We start from the raw sequence: 16321 nt of genomic DNA on the forward strand, positions 1-16321 counted from the left end.
TTTCAAGGTTCAATTAGAACTTTACTTCAACTGGATTTTCGACGCTTGCACGGTCTTCAACGTCAAAGAATTCTTTAGATTGGAAGCCAAACATTCCTGCGATTATATTTGTTGGGAAAGTTTGGATCTTCGTATTCAGGTCGCGAACGCCACCGTTGTAGAATCGGCGAGCTGCTTGGATTTTATCCTCAGTGTCAACCAATTCTTGTTGCAATTGCAAGAAGTTTTGATTTGCTTTCAATTCTGGATAAGCCTCAGATACAGCGAACAAGCTCTTCAATGCACCTTCCAAAGCATTTTCAGCCTTAGCGGTTTCAGCCACGCTGCCAGCATTCATGATTGCTGAACGAGCTTCTGTGACCTTTTCAAACACTTCTTTTTCGTGTGTAGCGTAACCTTTTACCGAGTTGACCAAATTTGGGATCAAGTCAGTTCGGCGCTTTAGCTGAACAGTAATATCGCTCCACGCCTCTTCTACGCGGTTGCGCAGTACCACTAAGCTGTTGTACGCACCGATTACAACTCCTACGAGTGCTAATAGAACTACTACTACAACAATAAGTACAATTACCAACGGACTCATTTCTTACCTTTGTCCCTTTCCTATTCAATATTATTTTCTTTACAACTTTGGTGCGCAAGGCGGGAATCGAACCCGCACGACTTTTGGTCAAGGGATTTTAAGTCCCTCGCGTCTACCAATTCCGCCACTCGCGCTTATTTATATACAATCCAGACGCCTACACGCCAGACTGCTTATATTATACTATATTCACTAAGTAAATTGTACAATTTCGCAAAATAAAAAATAGCCCAATACTCAGGACTATTTATCAAAAATTGGAGGCACGTACGAGAGTCGAACTCGTCTAAAAGGTTTTGCAGACCTCTGCGTAACCGCTCCGCCAACGCGCCACCGCCTTTATTATATCAGATTTTGCAAAACATATCACGAACAGATCGTCTAATAGTTGCAATATGTTTGGTGCGAGCGAGAAGACTTGAACTTCCACGAGCGCAATGCTCACTAGCCCCTCAAGCTAGCGCGTCTACCAATTCCGCCACGCCCGCATAACCACTTACCATTATACCCGATTACGGGGTTTTGTAAACGGACTTTTTCTCCGTCGCCCAATATTGAACATCAACATAACGATCGACGGGATTGACAACTTCGGTACTTGCGTCGAGAGCTTTAACGTTCCGAATATGGATATAGTCAAACTTCGGCTGATACAAGGCAATTGCCGGGGCGTCTGCTTGCCAAGTGGCAGTAAACTTCGCGTAACGATCAGCGCGTTGCTTCGCTGAGATCTTAGATCGACCGCTCTCCAAAGCATCATCCGCTATCGCATTATTGTAATTAGAGAAATTCAAACCATTGTTGGTTGCCTGTGAAGAATGCCAATAGGCGTAAACATCGGGGTCGCCCCCCAAGGAGAGTTCATAAACCAGCACGTCAAAATTGCGCGGCTGCAAAACTGTCTGAAGAATATTTTGAGTGGCATCATTTGGATCAACAACTTTAATATCCGATTCTATATTCAGCTCGTCATACCAAACTTGAGCCAAATACCTGGTGACCTTTTCGTAATTGCTATTCTTCAAAACAACCACGTTGAGCTTTAACTTATCATTTCCCTTCTGACGAACATTATTCACACTCTTCCAGCCCTCGGCGTCAAGTAGAGATTTCGCTTTCTTGACGTCATAACTAGACGAATTCGAATTCTTTCCTAGGAATTTGTTGAGCGTTGGACCAGATAATTCCTCTGTAGACAATGACAAAGATTGGCGCAGCTTGGATGTGTCGACACTAAGCGACAAAGCTTGGCGAACAGCTTTTGATCGCAAGAACTGACTGTTGTTATTAAACAGCGCGTAAACTCCGTTATTCAAAGAATGCGCTTCTGCGGCATACATAGATTTTACCTCGGCGGATTGATCGTTATAAATCAATTCTGGAGTTCCTGTAATTTCTCGCGTACGCAAACTTTTCGCAATATCATCCTGCGTCGGATACGCGTACAACTGGAATCGCTCTAACTTAGGAGTGCTGCCATAATAATTGCTATTCGACTGCAAATATAGCACTTTTTTACTGCCATCACTAGTTGCATTCTGCAACAACCTAAAGGCGAATGGACCGCTGGATATAGGCGACTTATTAAAATCATGTTCACGTAAATTCGACGGTTTAACATCTTTTAATATATGTTTAGGAATAATCGGGAATGTCAAAGCGTGGACAAACGGCGAATATGACGACGGCAAGATAAACTTCATCGAATCGTCAGACACTTTCTCGAATTTTATAGACTTCCAGCCAGATATCTCAGCTCCAACTTCTGGATTCGCTAATAACCTCAACGTAAAGATTACGTCGTCCGCCGTTAAATCTTGCCCGTCTGACCACTTCAAGCCCTTCTTCAACTTAACCGTATATTCAGTTTCTTTATCGTTCACGCTGACGCTATCAGCCAAATCAGCCTTGATATTGCCCGTTGAGTCATATCGATACAAACTAGAAAACAGCAACTTTGCGGCGGATTTTTCAGCATTGGTTTTTGCGAAAATCGGATTTAAGTTTTCCAAAGGACCCAGCACACCCTCAGAATATGATCCGCCAGAAGTATACGCCATTGTCGTGAAAGAATTGCGAGAAATATGCCACTGCACCGCACTGGCGCCAATCATCACCAATACTAGAATAATCCAAACAGAAACCCGACGTCGCACATTAGACAAACGATCTAACCTGGATGTCACGAATTTATGTGCATGACGCAAGCTTCCCTTTTCAATCTTGCGCAGACGCTTATTGACATCTTTACTGGAAACTTTTAGCCGCGCAAAACGATTCCATGACGAATTATCCGAGCTCAAATCTATTCTCCTATTTTTGCAATCCCGGCAAAATCATACTTGCCAAAATCGATAGCACAAAAATCACCGCAAAAACAATAGTTACATCAAACAAGTTTTTATCAAATCCGCGACGAGTAGTGAATAATTCCCCAGACGAGCCGAATCCTGCACCCAAACTTGCGCCTCGTTGTTGCAACAAAATTGCGATAATCATCAGTACGGCAGATCCAAGCGTCACGTACGGTAAAATTGTATCAATTGACATATTACTCCTTTTCTTCCCGCTGCAAAACCAGCGCGCTACTTATAATATAGTTTACCAAACTCAATATAATCCCGGCAATAATTGAATGCGCAAAAGTCATAGAAATTCCTGGCGCCAAAGCGAGCGAGATATAAACCATAAAGCCGTTCACAATTAAGGTGAACAGTCCTAAAGTCAGTAGAATTGCTGGCAGAGCTAAAATTGTAACAATTGGCTTCAATACGCTATTCACTACCGAAAATATCAACCCCGCTATCATAAACGTCCACACAGAAGTTGCGCCCGGAGTTTCATTTCCAAGTAGCCGCACTGCAACCCAAATACCTACCGAGTTAAGAATCAGCCGAATTAAAAACGTCGCAAATTGTCTTTTCATTAGTCTTATTATATATAATTTATGCTTTATTGTCGATTGGTCGCCCAAACTTAAGACAAGCGTTTAATTAAATTCGCCTTTTTCGTGCCAACTTCCGCCTGCAATTCCGTATAATCCGCCTCGATAATTTTTTTCACACTACCAAACTTCCTCAACAATTTCGCACGTGTCTTCGGGCCGATCCCTGGAATTTCTTCCAGCTGGTTTTTTGTCTGATGTTGACGCTTCAGCGCTGTATGATAGCTCACAGCAAATCGGTGTGACTCGTCACGAATCCGCTGGAAAAGCTTGACAATGTCCGTTGTCGCAATAGAACTTTTTGTAAAATTGTCCCGGCTGGAATCGTCATCAATAGCAGAGCCTCGTAAATTCTTTGAATGAGAGCCGGCGTTGCGCTGAGTAGGATGCAAATTTACCACATACACATCATTGTCTTCGTGAATAGCGACATCCTGATGAATAGATTTTTGCAACTCTTCAATGCGCGTTACGTCAATTTGCGAGCCAGTTTTATGAATAATAATTTCTTCCTCACGTTTGGCGATGCTAATAATCGGCAATTTTATTCCGCGCTCATCCCTTGCCTTAATCGCCGCCGAAAGTTGACCCTTTCCGCCGTCAATCAACAACAGGTCCGGATGACCCCAGCTTTTGATATTTCGCTCGCCAAGTCGCCTAAAAATCACCTCGTACATATTTCCAGTATCGTCGTTTTTTTCACCCACCTTAAATTTGCGATATTCCGTACGATCGCTCGCACCATTCGTAAAAACTACCATACTCGCCACGACTTGACGTCCGTTCATATGCGAAATATCATAACCCTCAATTCGCACTGGAATATTTTTCAAGCCAAGTAGTTTCGCTAAATCAGCCAGTGCCTTGTCTTTTGAAATATCCAAAAATTCCTTGTCGCCAAACATAACGCGTCGCTGAAGCTCTTGCATGGCGCGCAACTTATTCCTCAGACTTGCCGCCCGCTCAAAATCGTGAAGTCCCGCAGCCGTTTTCATATCACGTTCCAGCTCCACAGCAATAGCCTTGCGATTTCCCTTAATATAACTTATCAATTTACGCAAACCAGCTTTATACGCGTCCGAACCATCACTTATTTTCGGACTTAAACCCAAATCTTCATCCAACTTTGATTGCCCAGGGCGTCTTTGGCGAGTGAGATATGGAAAAATTCGCCTCAAATAGCGCAATGCCTTTTTTAACGCAAAACCATTGTAAAATGGACCAAAATAATCCGCACCATCATCGGCAGGATTCCGCGTAAAACTGACCGTCGGCCAATCGCTTTTCATATCAATCCGAACATACATCTGAGATTTGTCGTCGCGCAGCAGAACGTTATATCGCGGCATATAACGCTTGATCATCTCGCTCTCTAAAAATAGCGCATCAACCTCACTCTCGGTTTCAATCCAATCAGTATCAAAAATTTCCGCCACCAGTGCCATAGTTTTGTTATCTCGCCCGCGCGAATCTTGAAAATACTGACGTACACGATTTTTAAGAACCGCCGCCTTGCCAACATAAATTACCTCGCCGCTCGCCGACTTATGAAAATAAACACCGGGCGTTCGCGGTAAAGTTTTCAGCTTGGCTTGCAATGCTTGATTCATTAAATATATTACAATCTAAATACGACAATTATGCAAGCATTCTCCTAGCGATTAACTAATCTTCCAACCACTTTTTGAGAACTATCGCCTGATTATATTCCGTATCTTTGGCGCCATATAGCAGTGTAACTGCAGATTGTTCGTTCCAATTACTCTTTGCTTCGGCAGCTGCAGGATTATTATCTAGCTCCTTCATATAACGGCGAGAAAATTCCGGGAATTTTTCTGGATCGTGATTAAACCATTTACGTAATTCATCGGTCGGGGCAATTTCTTTATTCCACTCGTCCAATGCAGCTCGCTCTTTGCTAATTCCGCGCGGCCACAATCGATCAACCAGCACACGATAGCTATCGTCTGACGCGGTCGACTCATAAATCCGTTCAATTTTATACTTTGTCATAATTTCATATAACTACAAATTATTGATCAGATCAATAAAAAGCGAAAGCTAACCATTCTTCAATACTTATTCGACGCTACGTAAATATTTCTCCAAAAATTCACTCCATTCGGGGGCATTCTTCTCGCGGAAATAGGCACGAAGAAAATCAGCCATAATTTGATGCCGATTCTCCGCTTCTATTCGTCCTGGTTCAGTCAACATCAAACCTTTCAATTTCAGCAGCTTCTCAAAGAAGTGATTGATAAATCCGTCAGTATCATGCGTATTGCCATCAGCGTTATATTCGCGCGCTGCCAGATTGACATTAGGCCAGACTTTAGGGTCAAAAATCCGCCCACCATGATGACAAGCATAAACCAACGCCCGCTCAATGCCGACCGCACCAATAGCATCACACATATCAGCGTCAGACACCAATTTACCCACTAGCCGCTGCGGTTGCCTGCCGTTCAGCCGTTTGTTATAACCAATCGCCGCAATATTTTCTAACACAGCCTGACTTAAATCATCATCAACCTCTGCCTGCGCCATAATATCTACCGCGTTCGTCAATTTTTCCGCCTGCGTTTTACCGACTAATTTATAATCATCAACATCATGCAGCCAGGCCGTCAACAGCACTTCTTGCAGATTCACCGATTCGCTGCATTCATTAGCGAAACGCTCTGCCAACAACACTACTCGCTCGACATGATCGTCAGCATGCCCCGAAGTGTCGCCACCCAGCAACCGCCGAACTTTAGCCTTTACTATTTCAAGCTGGGAAATTTGTCGATCGTTCATACTCATATTATACATAAAAGCAGGGTCGCATTACAATAACGATTCCCTAACTATAGATTGCAAAACCGGCACAACATCTATTTCAAACCACGGATTACGCTTACGCCAGCCAATGTTAAGCGGCGATGGATGAACCAACGGAAAATAATCTGGTAAATATGCGTCGAAATTAGATACGGTTGCCGTTAAATTATGTTCAACACGATGATTCAAATAGTATTTCTGAGCATAAGACCCAACCAGTATAGTCAATCGCACATTCGGCATTTGAGCCAACAAACGCGGATGCCATTTTCTAGCAAAGTTCAGACGTGGCGGCAAATCACCATGTGCACCCTTGCCTGGATAATAAAAATCCATCGGCATCAGCGCAAAAAGATCGGGATCATAAAATTGCTCGTCTGTTATGTCCAACCACTGACGAAGTAAACGTCCACTTGCATCGTTCCAAGGCTTCAATGTTTGTTGAGCAATCCGCCCCGGAGCTTGCCCAACTAATACAATTTTTGAATTTGGTGAAGCGGAATATACGGGCGACCATCCTTTTTCTGTAAAATCAGCGTTAGCCGGATCAGACACTATCTGATCATACAAAAGTGGATTGCCAGTTTTACAAATAGCCATTTTATTTCACAGCTTTCTCCAAAGCGTCAATTGACATCCGCTTTGACTTCATACCGATCATTGTTGCCTTCGTTATCAGAATAGCGACTACCCGTGAAATCAAGCAACCCACGCCTATTTTTCTCATATTGATGTAGTCCAAACACTGATGCAACCACTTCATTACCAATAGCCCTGACTATAGTCTTCTTATATTCATCTACAACCTCAGTATTAACACTACACACTAACGTATCTAGGTCGCGGATAGTACCATTTTCACGGAGTCGTGGAAAATCAGTATCGCCACCTACTGTCACTACTCGCTCGCCCCAATTGATTTCTTCAGCATTAGTTACTGCGTGTAAGCCCAGCCTGCCAACGATAACATATTGCCCACCCAAGTCATTTAGTCGATCATGAAGGTTACTTTTCTCAATAATATCAAATATATTCTCCATATTACAATTATGTCATAAAGCGTTAGTTAGTAAAGTGTATTCTTCAGGAAGATAATTCATATTAAGCCACCGGGCTTCCATTATTTCAAAGTTACATTTTATGTCATAGTCAGACGCGTGCGCCGCAAAAACTCGAACTGAAAATTTGACATATGATTCATGAGAATTAGCTTTTCCGAGATATCGCAGATTATGCACCCTTTTAATCCAACTTCTTCCAAGGTTTCTCTAACGGCAGCCTGTTCACAACTCTCACTACGTTTCACCCCGCCTCCCGGTAGAGCCCACTTTTGGCGGCTAAAACGACCTCTAACTAATAAAATCTTACCATCATCACGATAAACTATCACCCGTACGCGATCCTTCTGCGGTACAATCCTAAAAACTAGCGATATGACACATGCAGTTCCACGAAAAATTGCCCGCACGAATGAGCTGAATATCTCGCCGACTATTGACCCTTTCTGAGACATAATTAGTAAAAACTTTCTCCTTTGGCGACAGCTTATTCGGTAGTTACGCCGTCAAAATCTTCTTCGTTAGCCTCCGCTTCTTCGCGAGTCGCCCGAACGATTCCATCTTTATGGTGTGCTGGACTATAAATAGTATAAAGCTTAAGTGGCTCCTCGCCGGTATTTATCACATTATGCTCAGCGCCCGCCGGCACAATAATCACACTACCGTCAGAAACAATATATTCATTGCCATCAATCAAAACCTTACCTTCGCCAGACTCAAATCTGAAAAATTGATCATTCTCCTCGTGAATCTCCGAACCAATTTCCCCGCCAACGGGCAGGCTCATCAACACCAATTGACAATGCCTGGCAGTATATAGAACTTGACGAAAATTATTATTTGCCAATGTAAGCTCTTCGATATTTCCACTAAAACCCTTCATAAATCCCCCTTCTATTTTTTATTTCGCAGCTTTTTCCAAAGCGTCAATCAATGTCTGCTTTGGCTTCATGCCAATCATTTCAGCAACTTCCTCGCCGCCAACAAAAATCTTCATGTTTGGAATTCCCTGCACGCGATATTCCATAGCTAATTGTGCATTTTCCTGACTTGCTTCAGTGTCAACTTTAACAATATCAAACTCTGTTTCTTCAGCAATTTGATGCAAAAGCGGAGCCATTGCACGACATGGCGGACACCACGGTGCCCAAAAATCAACTAGTACAGGACCGTCGCTTTTTAGCACCTTATCTTCGAATTCTTGCTTCGTTGTAATTTCATATAAAGCCATTATTTCCTCCTTTTCTGGCATTTTTTACAAACTCCCGTCACAACCAACGGGCCGTCAATATAACAATCGCTAATTTCATGCGCAATTTGCTTTCTCATCTCATCGGCAATTTTAATATCCATCAAGCCATCGCAGTCACTACACACAAAATGATCGTGATCGTCCTTACGAATATCATATCGCAAGCAACCTTTTTTGGTCGATGGCGCCAAACCAATCATCCCGTCGCCACACAGGCGTTGAGTTATTCGATGCACCGTCGTGTCGCTGACTTCAGGATGAATGTTCCGCAATTCCTGAGCAATTTCCGCATTCGTCGCATGATGCTTACTCTTTAAAATCGCCATCACGTCATTCGTGTATTTTGTTGATCGCCTAACAATTTGCGTCATGTTCCTATTGTAAAGTATTTACAATAAATAAACAAGACCTTTGCTCCACAAATTGACTTATATCTATATATTCCCTATAATAGTCAAAGTCTATGAACTCCCGACGGCGAGTTCCTCTAATATACATTTTTGAACACTTAAGAACGCTCAGTTTTCTGTGCAGTTTATAAATATTAATTTATTATCGAAAGGAATTGATTTGAAAAACAAACCGAACAGCAAAGAAATATTTCGTCTATTTTGGAAAACATCAGCACCATACAGACACCGCCGAAACTTGGCAATATTTTTTGCAATGCTAACTCTCGTGGTTACTATTTTTGTCGGGCCGCTCATAATTGCCCAACTTCTTAGTATTATCCAACACAATCAACTACACGACGCAAAAAATCTATGGACACTAATTGCTTTATACGGCGTCAGTGAATTATGGTCGAGCGTCATCGGCTGGCGATTAGTTTTATATCTCGTCTGGACATTCGAAACCGCCATGCAGCGAGATTTGTACGCTCGATGCTTCAGCAAACTGACTAACCAAACATTATTCTTTCATTCAAATAAATTCGGCGGGTCGCTCGTTAGCCAAACAAATAAATTAGTTGGTGCGGTGGAAAGTTTTTGGGACACGATAATTTGGTCAATTTTGCCACTAGTTGTTTCACTGGTCGGTTCGATAATTGTCCTATCAACCCTTCTCTGGCAATACGCGTTATTCTTACTCATCTTCTCAATCGTTTTCAGCATCGTCGTTTATTACGGATCCAAGCCAATGGCGAAATTGACAAAAAAAGAAGCCAAATCCAGCAACAAATTAAACGGTCAATTAGCCGACGTAATCTCAAACGTTCTAGCAGTCAAGTCATCTGGCGCCGAAGCTACGGAACAGAAATTTTTCACAAAAACCGTCAACTCTTGGCGAAATTCAAGCCTCGACGTAATGCGTGGATTCTTAAAAGTCAGCACTATATATTCGTCAATCAACATGGTTATTAAAATCGGAGCAATCGCCTTCGCAGTGTACGCAGCCCAGAATAATTTGGTGTCCGTGGCGTCCGTTTATCTTATTATCACCTACACTGGAAGCGTCGCACATGAGTTGTGGAATATGAACGGAATTATGCGCAATTACAACCGAATTATCGGTAACGCAAATGATATGGTAGAAATCTTACAAACGCCAACAACATTGATTGATAAAAGCAATTCAAAGCTAAAAGTCACAAACGGCGAAATTTCTATGGATAAAGTAACTTTCACGCACGACGAAGGTCAAGGCGACACTCTATTCCACGACTTCTCTCTGGATATTAAATCGGGCGAAAAAATAGGTTTAGTCGGAGCGAGCGGTTCTGGGAAAACGACGCTCACCAAATTGCTATTACGCTTCGCCGACATTGACTCGGGAAAAATTACCATCGACGGACAAGATATTTCCGAAGTCACCCAAGCAAGCCTGCGCGCCAAAATCGCTTACGTACCACAAGAGCCATTACTATTCCACCGCTCCGTGCGCGAAAACATCGCTTACGGTCGACCTGATGCAACGGACGCAGAAATTGAAGAAGCCGCCAAAAAAGCTGGCGCTTACGATTTCATCATTGGACTTAAAAACGGTTTTGACACAATGGTTGGCGAACGCGGAACTAAATTATCTGGCGGACAGCGACAACGAGTTGCAATTGCTAGGGCAATTCTAAAAGATGCGCCAATTCTAGTCCTCGACGAGGCGACTTCAGCGCTAGATTCTGAGTCAGAAGCGTTGATCCAAAAATCCTTGGAAACGTTGATGGAGAATCGAACCTCAATTGTCATTGCCCATCGCTTATCTACAATTGCTAAGTTGGACCGTATAATTGTTTTGAAAAATGGGAAAATTGTCGAGGACGGATCACACGACGAACTCATCAATAAAAAACGCGGTGTTTACGCAAAATTATGGGCGCGACAATCTGGCGGATTTATTGAAGAATAGCTCAATCTGCATACGCTAATTATGTTATAATCAAGATATGGAATCTTTTATTCACTTGATAACTAGCTTTGGCGTATTCGCAATTTTATTAGTAGTTTTTGCAGAATCCGGTCTACTGATTGGTTTCGTCTTACCTGGCGACAGTCTACTTTTCACCGCTGGATATATGGTTCAGCAAAATCCTCAGCACATTGACATCCACATTTTTGCGCTTTTGGTTTTTGCGGCGGCAGTACTAGGCGACAGTGTTGGCTATAGTTTTGGTCACAAAGTTGGACGCAAGCTGTTTGAAAAAGAAAATTCCCGATTCTTCAAGAAAAAATATTTGGAGCAAACAGAAAAGTTTTACGACAAGCACGGCTCAGCGACAATCGTCCTGGCTCGATTTGTACCAATTGTAAGAACCTTCGCCCCAATCGTTGCCGGCGCCAGTAAAATGCACTATAAAACGTTCTTAACTTTCAATCTTATCGGTGGATTTCTTTGGTCGTCAGCATTCGTTTATCTAGGATTCTACGCTGGCGAGTTTTTGACCAAAGCAGGCGTAAATATTGAAGTTGCGGCTATTCTCATCATCTTCTTGTCCGTCTCGCCGATGATTATTCATGCTTTGAAACAACCAAATACTCGCGCTTTATTAAGAAAACAATTGTCGGTTCTCCTCTCAAAAACCAAGCGTAAAAAATAGCCTTAAAGCATCTTTTTCAGATATTTGCCAGTGAACGAATTTGGCACTTTGGCGATATCTTCAGGCGTACCACAAGCCACAACGGTACCGCCGCCAATTCCGCCCTCTGGACCCATATCAATTATCCAGTCGGCTGACTTTATGACGTCCAAATTATGCTCAATGATAATCATACTATTACCGCCCTCAACCAATTGCTGTAAAATTCCCAACAGTCGCTTTACGTCAGCAGAATGAAGCCCAGTGGTCGGCTCGTCCAGAATGTACATAGTTTTTCCAGTGGAACGCTTGGAGAGCTCCGTTGCCAATTTAATTCGCTGCGCCTCACCGCCTGAAAAAGTAGTTGCTGGCTGACCAAGTTTAATATAGCCAAGCCCAACCTCAACCAATGTCTGAAGTTTACGCGCAATATTCGGCACACTGTCAAAAAACTCCGCCGCTTGATCAATTGTCATATCCAGAACATCAGCAATCGTCTTGTCTTTATACTTAATTTCCAGCGCCTCGCGATTATAACGCTTGCCGTGGCACTCGTCACATTGAACGTAAACGTCCGGTAAAAAGTGCATTTCAATTTTTATCACACCATCACCCTGACAATTTTCGCAGCGACCGCCTTTAACATTAAAGCTAAAACGCCCAGATTTGTAGCCTCGAACGTTAGCCTCGGGTGTGCTGGCAAAAAGCTCGCGAATCGGCGTAAAAATCCCAGTATATGTTGCTGGATTGGAGCGCGGCGTTCGACCAATTGGCGACTGATCTATGACAATCGTCTTATCAAGCAAATTCACACCTTCTATAGCGTCGTGCAACCCTGGCGCTGTCGTTGCGCGATTAAGTTCCGCCGCTAGTTCCCGCGCCACAATGTCATTCACAAGCGTCGACTTTCCGCTACCAGAAACACCAGACACTACAGTCATCAAACCCAAAGGAAACTCTACATCAATGTTCTTAAGATTATTTTCGCGAGCGCCACGAACAATCAACTTTCTATCTTTCACGACTTTGCGACGCTTTTTCGGAACGGCAATTTTTTCCGCCCCAGATAGATAGCGACCCGTTATACTATTCTCATTTTTCGCAACAATTTCAGGCGTCCCCATTGCCACTACTTGACCGCCATTCACACCAGCTCCCGGTCCCATATCAACCAGAAAATCACTCTGACGAATCGTGTCCTCGTCATGCTCAACCACCAGCACAGAATTTCCCAAATCTCGAAGGCGCTTCAACATATCAATCAACTTGTCGTTGTCACGTTGATGAAGTCCAATTGACGGCTCGTCCAGTACATAAAGTACGCCCTGAAGTCCAGCGCCAATTTGCGTCGCCAAGCGAATTCGCTGCGCCTCACCGCCACTAAGCGTGTTAGCCGCTCGACTTAGTTCCAAGTAGTTCAGCCCAACATTACTCATAAATGCCAAACGAGATTTGATTTCCTTCACAATCAAGCGAGCAATCGTCATTTCTTGCTCAGTCAGTTGAAGTTTATTGTCAAACAAATCCAACGCGTCATCAACACTCAAATCACATACGTCAACGATATTCAATTCATGAACCGTCACCGCCAAAACCACAGGTTTCAGGCGCGCACCTTTACAGGCATAACAATCCCTCTCGCGCATAAATCGCTCAATATCTCGTCGCATAAAATCGCTATCAGTTTCTTTCCAGCGTCGCTCCAGATTAGGAATAACGCCCTCGTAAGTCGTATCATAATGCCGACCGCCACCCAAATCAACGCGATATTTTTGGTCACCAGTTCCGTATAATATTTTATGTTTAGCATCATCAGAAAGCTTGTCTACGGGAACTTTCAAACTAAAGCCGTGAGCTTCAGCAACAGACGCCAATCGCTTCATATTCCAAGCGTCAGAATTCATTCGATTATAAGGTCGAATTGCGCCTTCGGAAATCGTCAAATTGTTATTAAAGACCAATTCTGGATCAACCTCCAACCTCGACCCCAAACCTGTACACACAGGACAAGCTCCCTGCGGCGCGTTAAAACTAAACAGTCGCGGCTCCAGCTCTGGGATATCGACATCAGGATGATCAACACAAGCGTATCTCTGCGAAAATGTCTTCACTTCATCACTGTCCGCGTCTAAAACCTCGATAACTCCCTGACCTAAGTCCAGCGCCTGCTCAACGCTCTGACTCAATCGAGATCGCATTTCCGCCGTCAACGCCAGCCTATCAACCACCAGCTCGATGTTATGCTTGTAACTTTTTTGCAGCTCTGGAAATTCATCCAGCGCGTACACCACGCCGTCCACGCGAACCCTGGCATAACCAAGTCGCTGATATTGCTCCGGAATATGCGCAAACTCACCTTTTTTATTCTTAACAATTGGCGCCAATAGCAAAATTCGCTTATCAACAAATTGTCGCAAAATCTCGTCAATAATCACCTCGGTCGTGCGACGCGTCACTTCATTGCCACAAATCGGACAATGCGGCACACCAATTCGCGCAAACAAAAGCCTAAGATAATCATAAATTTCGGTAACTGTAGCCACGGTAGATCGCGGGTTGCGGCTGGTCGACTTCTGGTCAATTGAAATCGCTGGGCTAAGCCCTTCAATCGAATCAACATCAGGCTTATCCATCGTCCCCAAAAACTGACGCGCATAAGAATTCAAGCTCTCCATATAGCGACGCTGACCTTCAGCGTAAATCGTATCAAATGCCAGGCTGGATTTCCCAGACCCACTAAGCCCAGTAATCACCACCAGCTGATCTCGCGGAATCTCAATATCTACATTTTTCAGATTGTGCTCACGAGCACCTTTAACACGAATTACCTCTGTCATAACCGCTATATTATACAGGTTTTTGACAATTTTTTCCAGTCCAAATATCGACGCAAATCAGAGTTAAAACACATTACGCTTATGATTGCAAGTCAATATCTTATTTGCTACAGTTAGATCTATGAGAAAGCTGGGCATTTACTTAGTTATAACACTCGGAGCGATACTACTCGCGCCTTTTGTAATTGACCAACTTTTTTTCTTCTTTTTCCTAGGAAAAATCCCATTCACAAACATCAGCCTGCCCGCAATTTTAATGGTTATTTTCTGGGCAATTATCGTACCGTTGGCAATTATCCTCAGAAAATCACTTTCTGCCCTGTTCTGGGAATTCATTAGCATTGCCGGCGAAATCGCGCAACGACGAATCAACAGAAAAATCCGCTACTTTACACCAAATCAAAAAAGCGAACTTATTTTATTATCAATTTATCTACTTTCCAATATGGAAAAGAGCGAGCCTTATGATGAGATTGAATCTCAAAAGCTCGCTCCGTCTATGACTTAATTTTTACAGCCGTTTTCTCAGCACCAACGCACCAGCTGCGACGGCGATAACCGCCAATCCACCGATTAACTGAACAGAGTTTCCTGTTTCAGCCAAACGCCCTGATGCTTTTCCTGGCTTTTGCCCAGGAGTGGCAGAAGTAGAGCCTGTGGATGGAGTGGCAGCTCCGCTCGTGCCTGAGCCAGTACCGCCAGGAGCTACAGGTGGGGGCGTCGGTAGGGTTGCTAGACGATAATAAGGTGCGCCCGTTGTCATGTCATAGAACATCGCGAACATTCTGGACATCGACGAAGACGAATAGACACTACCAAAACCAAACACACTATCACTCTGTGTCGTCCAGGTTTTACCACCATCCACCGATATTACAATATATGGCAAATTTGAAGCGTCTAGGACACCTGGTCGAACATAAGCGAACAATTTCTTGCCGTCATCGCTAATGCCTGTCTGCGTAATATAGTCACCCGTCTTCCAAGTCGGAACTTTAGTAGGAATAGGCGCCCAGCTGACACCGCCATCTACTGAAATTTTGTGACCATCAAACAGTTTATTGCCATCAGCACTAATAGACGCAAGTGTTACGTCATAGGGGCTGTGAGCTCCAGCATCCGTCCAAGTTAATCCGTAATCATTAGACCTCTTTACCACACTCGGAGTTGTATTTATTGCAATCATCTTTCCGCCATCAAGCACGCGCTCGGGACAAATATTACCTTTTTGCGTCCAAGTTTGACCATTGTCAGTAGAAACATAAAGCGGAGGAGTTTCACCATCATCTCCACACCTAGCCAGAGTGGAACCGTCTGGGCTCATAAATAAATGATTATTACTCGGGTCTATATTACTAGACTTCACCCAATTACGCCCACCGTCAGTTGACGTATAAAAAGAATTTTCTCCGTGCCGACCGTTCACAACCATCTTAGATCCGTCTGTATTTACTAGCAATCTATTCGCGTAATCTGGCATTGCAAAACTATTCCAGCTTACACCATTATCTGCGGAAATTAACAATTTCATATCGCCAGTATTAGTATCTTCTCGTCGGACAAAAAGTTTTGATCCGTCTGGACTGATAGTCGCCTCCCTAAATTTATCATCTCCTGGTACGGTTACGTCCTTCCATGTATACTTAGGCGATTCCTCTGCTCTAACCAAAGGCGATAAGACTGCCAACGTCGACAACGAAAATATGAATACCAAAGACAGTATCCCCCTGTATGCTGCACGTTTTCTGTTCTTAATTAACATCACTCCCCCATTTTTTGTTTTTCTATGCGAAACCGTCTTTCTGATTTTAGCA

Annotated in this window: 18 protein-coding genes and 3 tRNA genes; 3 read left to right on the plus strand and 18 right to left on the minus strand. The window is 43.4% G+C overall.

What is annotated here, in order from left to right; genetic code table 11:
• Nucleotides 1-13: 13 nt before the first annotated feature.
• The 16 genes from LRM41_RS02620 to LRM41_RS02690 form a co-directional block, all read right to left on the minus strand.
• A complete protein-coding gene (locus tag LRM41_RS02620) occupies nucleotides 14-583 on the minus strand; it encodes a LemA family protein (protein WP_243819337.1) in 570 nt (189 codons plus the stop codon).
• Between the two features lie 48 nt (nucleotides 584-631).
• Nucleotides 632-717 (minus strand) — tRNA-Leu (locus tag LRM41_RS02625).
• 124 nt (nucleotides 718-841) lie between these two features.
• Nucleotides 842-915: transfer RNA gene (locus LRM41_RS02630), tRNA-Cys, on the minus strand.
• Between the two features lie 68 nt (nucleotides 916-983).
• Nucleotides 984-1071: transfer RNA gene (locus tag LRM41_RS02635), tRNA-Leu, on the minus strand.
• Nucleotides 1072-1095: 24 nt separating this feature from the next.
• Nucleotides 1096-2886, minus strand: coding sequence for a peptide ABC transporter substrate-binding protein (locus LRM41_RS02640; protein ID WP_243819338.1), 1791 nt, complete (start codon nucleotides 2884-2886; stop codon nucleotides 1096-1098).
• Nucleotides 2887-2896: 10 nt separating this feature from the next.
• Nucleotides 2897-3133: a preprotein translocase subunit SecG gene (gene secG, locus LRM41_RS02645; RefSeq protein WP_129631344.1), complete on the minus strand. Its 237-nt coding sequence runs from the start codon at nucleotides 3131-3133 to the stop codon at nucleotides 2897-2899.
• 1 nt (nucleotide 3134) lies between these two features.
• Nucleotides 3135-3509 (minus strand): phage holin family protein, encoded by a 375-nt coding sequence (locus tag LRM41_RS02650; protein WP_243819339.1) that lies wholly within the window; start codon nucleotides 3507-3509, stop codon nucleotides 3135-3137.
• A gap of 50 nt (nucleotides 3510-3559) precedes the next feature.
• Entirely contained in the window at nucleotides 3560-5137 is a 1578-nt protein-coding gene (locus LRM41_RS02655) for a helix-hairpin-helix domain-containing protein (protein ID WP_243819340.1), read from the minus strand.
• 55 nt (nucleotides 5138-5192) lie between these two features.
• A complete protein-coding gene (locus tag LRM41_RS02660) occupies nucleotides 5193-5540 on the minus strand; it encodes a DUF488 domain-containing protein (RefSeq protein WP_243819341.1) in 348 nt (115 codons plus the stop codon).
• A 66-nt stretch (nucleotides 5541-5606) separates the two neighbouring features.
• Nucleotides 5607-6326, minus strand: a complete 720-nt coding sequence (locus LRM41_RS02665; RefSeq protein WP_243819342.1) for an HD domain-containing protein — start codon at nucleotides 6324-6326, stop codon at nucleotides 5607-5609.
• Between the two features lie 30 nt (nucleotides 6327-6356).
• Complete coding sequence (locus LRM41_RS02670) at nucleotides 6357-6950, minus strand: uracil-DNA glycosylase family protein (RefSeq protein WP_243819343.1); 594 nt, start codon at nucleotides 6948-6950, stop codon at nucleotides 6357-6359.
• A gap of 26 nt (nucleotides 6951-6976) precedes the next feature.
• Nucleotides 6977-7390 carry a hypothetical protein gene (locus tag LRM41_RS02675; RefSeq protein WP_243819344.1) on the minus strand — a complete coding sequence of 138 codons (414 nt, stop codon included), beginning with the start codon at nucleotides 7388-7390 and terminating at the stop codon, nucleotides 6977-6979.
• 98 nt (nucleotides 7391-7488) lie between these two features.
• Entirely contained in the window at nucleotides 7489-7863 is a 375-nt protein-coding gene (locus LRM41_RS04060) for an NUDIX hydrolase (protein ID WP_353524504.1), read from the minus strand.
• A gap of 32 nt (nucleotides 7864-7895) precedes the next feature.
• Complete coding sequence (locus LRM41_RS02680; protein ID WP_243819345.1) at nucleotides 7896-8291, minus strand: cupin domain-containing protein; 396 nt, start codon at nucleotides 8289-8291, stop codon at nucleotides 7896-7898.
• 18 nt (nucleotides 8292-8309) lie between these two features.
• The gene (locus LRM41_RS02685; RefSeq protein WP_129637096.1) at nucleotides 8310-8639 is read right to left on the minus strand and encodes a thioredoxin family protein; all 330 of its coding nucleotides are present in this window, start codon (nucleotides 8637-8639) and stop codon (nucleotides 8310-8312) included.
• Nucleotides 8639-9031 (minus strand): Fur family transcriptional regulator, encoded by a 393-nt coding sequence (locus tag LRM41_RS02690; RefSeq protein ID WP_178142954.1) that lies wholly within the window; start codon nucleotides 9029-9031, stop codon nucleotides 8639-8641. The genes LRM41_RS02685 and LRM41_RS02690 overlap by 1 nt, the downstream gene beginning before the upstream one ends.
• A gap of 199 nt (nucleotides 9032-9230) precedes the next feature.
• Between LRM41_RS02690 and LRM41_RS02695 the strand changes: the two genes are divergently transcribed.
• Together LRM41_RS02695 and LRM41_RS02700 are read left to right on the plus strand one after the other, a co-directional pair.
• Nucleotides 9231-11003 carry an ABC transporter ATP-binding protein gene (locus LRM41_RS02695; RefSeq protein WP_243819346.1) on the plus strand — a complete coding sequence of 591 codons (1773 nt, stop codon included), beginning with the start codon at nucleotides 9231-9233 and terminating at the stop codon, nucleotides 11001-11003.
• A 37-nt stretch (nucleotides 11004-11040) separates the two neighbouring features.
• A complete protein-coding gene (locus LRM41_RS02700) occupies nucleotides 11041-11691 on the plus strand; it encodes a DedA family protein (protein WP_243819347.1) in 651 nt (216 codons plus the stop codon).
• A gap of 2 nt (nucleotides 11692-11693) precedes the next feature.
• On the opposite strand, the gene uvrA is transcribed toward LRM41_RS02700, so the two are convergent.
• Complete coding sequence (gene uvrA / locus LRM41_RS02705) at nucleotides 11694-14507, minus strand: excinuclease ABC subunit UvrA (RefSeq protein WP_243819348.1); 2814 nt, start codon at nucleotides 14505-14507, stop codon at nucleotides 11694-11696.
• Nucleotides 14508-14628: 121 nt separating this feature from the next.
• On the opposite strand from uvrA, the gene LRM41_RS02710 reads away from it, so the two are divergent.
• Nucleotides 14629-15015: a hypothetical protein gene (locus tag LRM41_RS02710; RefSeq protein WP_243819349.1), complete on the plus strand. Its 387-nt coding sequence runs from the start codon at nucleotides 14629-14631 to the stop codon at nucleotides 15013-15015.
• Nucleotides 15016-15018: 3 nt separating this feature from the next.
• Here the strand turns inward: LRM41_RS02710 and LRM41_RS02715 are convergent, their stop codons facing one another.
• Nucleotides 15019-16269 (minus strand): WD40/YVTN/BNR-like repeat-containing protein, encoded by a 1251-nt coding sequence (locus LRM41_RS02715; protein ID WP_243819350.1) that lies wholly within the window; start codon nucleotides 16267-16269, stop codon nucleotides 15019-15021.
• Nucleotides 16270-16321 lie beyond the last annotated feature (52 nt).

This window comes from Candidatus Nanosynbacter sp. TM7-087, assembly GCF_022828365.1.
Classification (GTDB): Bacteria; Patescibacteriota; Saccharimonadia; order Saccharimonadales; family Saccharimonadaceae; genus Nanosynbacter.

Excerpts from the sequence above, each read along its gene's own strand:
- LRM41_RS02620 (WP_243819337.1), bottom strand. The coding sequence starts at position 583 with ATGAGTCCGTTGGTAATTGTACTTATTGTTGTAGTAGTAGTTCTATTA.
- secG (WP_129631344.1), bottom strand. The coding sequence starts at position 3,133 with ATGTCAATTGATACAATTTTACCGTACGTGACGCTTGGATCTGCCGTA.
- LRM41_RS02650 (WP_243819339.1), bottom strand. The coding sequence starts at position 3,509 with ATGAAAAGACAATTTGCGACGTTTTTAATTCGGCTGATTCTTAACTCG.
- LRM41_RS02655 (WP_243819340.1), bottom strand. The coding sequence starts at position 5,137 with ATGAATCAAGCATTGCAAGCCAAGCTGAAAACTTTACCGCGAACGCCC.
- LRM41_RS02660 (WP_243819341.1), bottom strand. The coding sequence starts at position 5,540 with ATGACAAAGTATAAAATTGAACGGATTTATGAGTCGACCGCGTCAGAC.
- LRM41_RS02665 (WP_243819342.1), bottom strand. The coding sequence starts at position 6,326 with ATGAACGATCGACAAATTTCCCAGCTTGAAATAGTAAAGGCTAAAGTT.
- LRM41_RS02670 (WP_243819343.1), bottom strand. The coding sequence starts at position 6,950 with ATGGCTATTTGTAAAACTGGCAATCCACTTTTGTATGATCAGATAGTG.
- LRM41_RS02675 (WP_243819344.1), bottom strand. The coding sequence starts at position 7,390 with ATGGAGAATATATTTGATATTATTGAGAAAAGTAACCTTCATGATCGA.
- LRM41_RS04060 (WP_353524504.1), bottom strand. The coding sequence starts at position 7,863 with ATGTCTCAGAAAGGGTCAATAGTCGGCGAGATATTCAGCTCATTCGTG.
- LRM41_RS02680 (WP_243819345.1), bottom strand. The coding sequence starts at position 8,291 with ATGAAGGGTTTTAGTGGAAATATCGAAGAGCTTACATTGGCAAATAAT.
- LRM41_RS02685 (WP_129637096.1), bottom strand. The coding sequence starts at position 8,639 with ATGGCTTTATATGAAATTACAACGAAGCAAGAATTCGAAGATAAGGTG.
- LRM41_RS02690 (WP_178142954.1), bottom strand. The coding sequence starts at position 9,031 with ATGACGCAAATTGTTAGGCGATCAACAAAATACACGAATGACGTGATG.
- LRM41_RS02700 (WP_243819347.1), top strand. The coding sequence starts at position 11,041 with ATGGAATCTTTTATTCACTTGATAACTAGCTTTGGCGTATTCGCAATT.
- uvrA (WP_243819348.1), bottom strand. The coding sequence starts at position 14,507 with ATGACAGAGGTAATTCGTGTTAAAGGTGCTCGTGAGCACAATCTGAAA.
- LRM41_RS02710 (WP_243819349.1), top strand. The coding sequence starts at position 14,629 with ATGAGAAAGCTGGGCATTTACTTAGTTATAACACTCGGAGCGATACTA.
- LRM41_RS02715 (WP_243819350.1), bottom strand. The coding sequence starts at position 16,269 with ATGTTAATTAAGAACAGAAAACGTGCAGCATACAGGGGGATACTGTCT.